Annotated in this window: 2 protein-coding genes, 1 tRNA gene and 2 rRNA genes; 1 reads left to right on the top strand and 4 read right to left on the bottom strand. The window is 47.1% G+C overall.

Annotated elements, in window-relative coordinates; all coding sequences use genetic code 11:
* The first annotated feature begins 24 nt into the window (after nucleotides 1-24).
* Nucleotides 25-1290, top strand: a complete 1266-nt coding sequence (locus tag BZG79_RS13350; protein WP_242414193.1) for a sodium:proton antiporter — start codon at nucleotides 25-27, stop codon at nucleotides 1288-1290.
* Nucleotides 1291-1330: 40 nt separating this feature from the next.
* On the opposite strand, the gene metA is transcribed toward BZG79_RS13350, so the two are convergent.
* The 4 genes from metA to rrf (BZG79_RS13330) all read right to left on the bottom strand — a co-directional run bounded on the left by metA (nucleotide 1331) and on the right by rrf (BZG79_RS13330) (nucleotide 2962).
* Entirely contained in the window at nucleotides 1331-2278 is a 948-nt protein-coding gene (metA, locus tag BZG79_RS13345; protein ID WP_021022714.1) for a homoserine O-succinyltransferase, read from the bottom strand.
* Between the two features lie 251 nt (nucleotides 2279-2529).
* Nucleotides 2530-2645: ribosomal RNA gene (gene rrf, locus BZG79_RS13340) — 5S ribosomal RNA — on the bottom strand.
* A 7-nt stretch (nucleotides 2646-2652) separates the two neighbouring features.
* A tRNA-Thr gene (locus BZG79_RS13335) sits at nucleotides 2653-2728 on the bottom strand.
* 118 nt (nucleotides 2729-2846) lie between these two features.
* A 5S ribosomal RNA gene (gene rrf, locus BZG79_RS13330) occupies nucleotides 2847-2962 on the bottom strand.
* Between the last annotated feature and the right edge of the window lie 81 nt (nucleotides 2963-3043).

The raw sequence follows: 3043 nt of genomic DNA, 5'->3' as shown, positions 1-3043 counted from the left end.
TCTACCTACGCAATCCTCAGTTTCATGGCTGCTGCTGCCATCTTTATCGCCTTTATTAATAGTAAAATCAGCCGAGTACAAACGACTATCGCGATCACTGCAAGCTCTCTACTCCTTTCTCTTTTGATCGTGATCGCTGGTCAATACCAAGCCATTCCGTTAAAGGCGATGGCGGAGCAAATATTGACCGATATCCACTTTGATGCCTTTTTACTCAAAGGCGTACTCGGTTTCCTTTTATTCGCGGGCGGTATTGGTGTCAAGCTTCCCCATTTCTCTGATCAAAAATGGGAAATCACCACCCTCGTCCTCGGCGGCCTGTTGGTCTCTGTCTCGCTGGTTGGTGCCGGTATTTGGGGCGTCTTCCAACTGATCGGCATTCCTTTTGATTTTATCTATTGTTTATTGTTTGGGGCGCTGATTTCTCCAACCGATCCTATCGCGGTGTTGGCCATTGTTAAGCGACTACAGGCACCTAGGCGGATCACCACCCAAATCGAGGGAGAGTCACTGTTTAACGACGGGGTCGGGATTGTTATTTTCGTGACGCTTTTTACCTTGGCGTTTGGCGACAGCGAGCCGACACTCGGTGGTACGATCGCATTGTTCTTACAAGAAGCTATCGGTGGGATTTTATACGGTCTGATATTGGGTTACCTGTTTCACCGTTTGATCTGCGCGACCAATGACCATTCCATGGAACTGCTACTGACATTGGCTATTCCTAGCGCGGGGTATGTGCTCGCCGATATGTTGCATGTTTCCGGGCCACTGGCGATGGTAGTATCTGGCATTATGATCGGTAACTGGACTCGCTTTATTGGCTTCTCCAAAGAGAGTGAGGATCATCTGGACCATTTTTGGGAATTGGTCGATGAGTTTTTGAATAGTTTACTGTTCTTGTTGATCGGGGTCAGCCTATTACAGATTAGCTTCCATAAGGAAGACTGGATCATTATGGCCGCAGTTGTACCCGTTGTACTGTTCGCCCGTTATCTCAGTGTGAAAGCTTGCTATTTCGGCTTCAATCGATTTCGTCAATACAACCCTTGGGCCGTTCGTATTTTGAGTTGGGGAGGCCTAAGAGGTGGCTTAGCCCTTGCCATGGCCATGGCAGTGCCGGCTGGTGTCATGGTCGTCCCTGAGAAGAATATCGACGTCCGTGAACTGATTTTAATCATGACTTATGCGGTGGTGGTTTTCTCTATTCTCGTACAAGGATCGACCATGACAGGAATGGTTGATAAAGCCAATGCCGCTCAAGAGAAAATCGATAATCCCCGTGTATAAACACTCTTTCTCAACAAGGCGCCAATTAGGCGCCTTTTTTCTATTCGTCGAGCGTAAAGTTAGATTGTGAAAATTCAGCCAGATTAAACGGCGTCAGCTGATAGACACAATAATTCAACCAATTGGCAAAGAGTAAGTGCCCATGACTCCGCCAACTCACATAGGGGGGTTGAGACGGATCATCATCAGGATAATAGTTAATCGGGACGACAGGCTCCATCCCTTCTTCAAGATCGCGATGGTATTCATGATGCAGCGTATGTGAGTCATATTCGGGGTGACCTGTCACAAACACATTACGTTTATCCTTGGTCGCCGCCAAGTAAGTGCCCGCTTGTGCTGAGGTGGCGAGAATATCGAGATCCGTGTGTTCGTCCAGAAAGCTTGGCGAAAAGTCAGCGTACCGCGAGTGAGGGGCGAGAAAGCTATCATCAAACCCCCGCAATAAAGGATGCGTAGCCAGTGCTTCATTTACCTGGTGCTGATAGACGCCAGATAACTTCTCTTTGCGCGTTTTTTTGGGTAAATCGTAAAGAAGCTTTAAACCCGCTTGAGCCGCCCAGCAAACGTAAAGGGTAGATGTAACATGCTGATGCGCCCAATTCATCACATCTTGCAAATGCTCCCAGTAAATCACATCTTCAAACTGCACCAAGCCTAATGGTGCCCCGGTGACGATAAGACCATCAAAGTTGCGTTCACGCACGGCTTCAAACTGGCGATAGAAGGTGTCTAAGTGTTCCGTTGGCGTGTTTTTACTGGGTCGATTATCAATGCGTAAAAGCTCGACATCAACCTGTAAAGGGCTATTAGAGAGCAAGCGCATAAATTGCGTCTCGGTTTCAATTTTTTTGGGCATTAAGTTGAGTAACAACACCTTCAATGGGCGAATGTTTTGGCTCACCGCACGCGTCTGCGACATAACGAAAATGTTTTCTCGACGCAAAATATTGGTGGCGGGGAGCTGATCCGGGATTTTTATCGGCATCACTGCCTCCTGAAGATTTAAGATGTTTAGACGTCCAGATATCTAATAACATACCCCAGTGACCCATGAAGCTCAAGCAATAATCAACGCCCAGAGATACCCGAATAAGTAAGAATAGTGAAAGGGTAACAACACCAAACAAAAAGGTGAGATAAAAATGGGGCAGTCGGGGATATAAGAAAGGAATGAGGTATTTAAAAAACACTATAAACGAAAAAGCCCTCCGCGAATGCGGAGGGCTTAAAATAAGCTCTTGGCAGTGACCTACTCTCACATGGGGAGACCCCACACTACCATCGGCGCAGCAACGTTTCACTTCTGAGTTCGGCATGGGTTCAGGTGGTGCCGTTACGCTATGGCCGCCAAGAAAATTCTGGTGCTGATAGGCAGATTTGAACTGCCGACCTCACCCTTACCAAGGGTGCGCTCTACCAACTGAGCTATATCAGCAAAATCGTTATCAACGTTTTACTCGGTGTTTTGTCATCAAAGTCTTACACTTAATTGCTTTGATGCTTAAATGTTTGCTAACTAAAGCCTAATACTAAGCGCTAGTTAGATAATGAGAGCCTGGCGATGTCCTACTCTCACATGGGGAGACCCCACACTACCATCGGCGCTGCTTCGTTTCACTACTGAGTTCGGCATGGAGTCAGGTGGGTCCAAAGCGCTATGGTCGCCAAGCAAAATTTGGTGTGTCTTCACTTTTCAGTCAAAACACGTATCTAGAAAGCTGTTTCGTTCTCGCCACAATCAACTGGCTTA

Origin of the sequence: Salinivibrio sp. MA427 (assembly GCF_001996115.1) — a bacterium.
Classification (GTDB): domain Bacteria; phylum Pseudomonadota; class Gammaproteobacteria; order Enterobacterales; family Vibrionaceae; genus Salinivibrio; species Salinivibrio costicola.
This window is presented reverse-complemented; position numbering and strand designations above follow the sequence as displayed.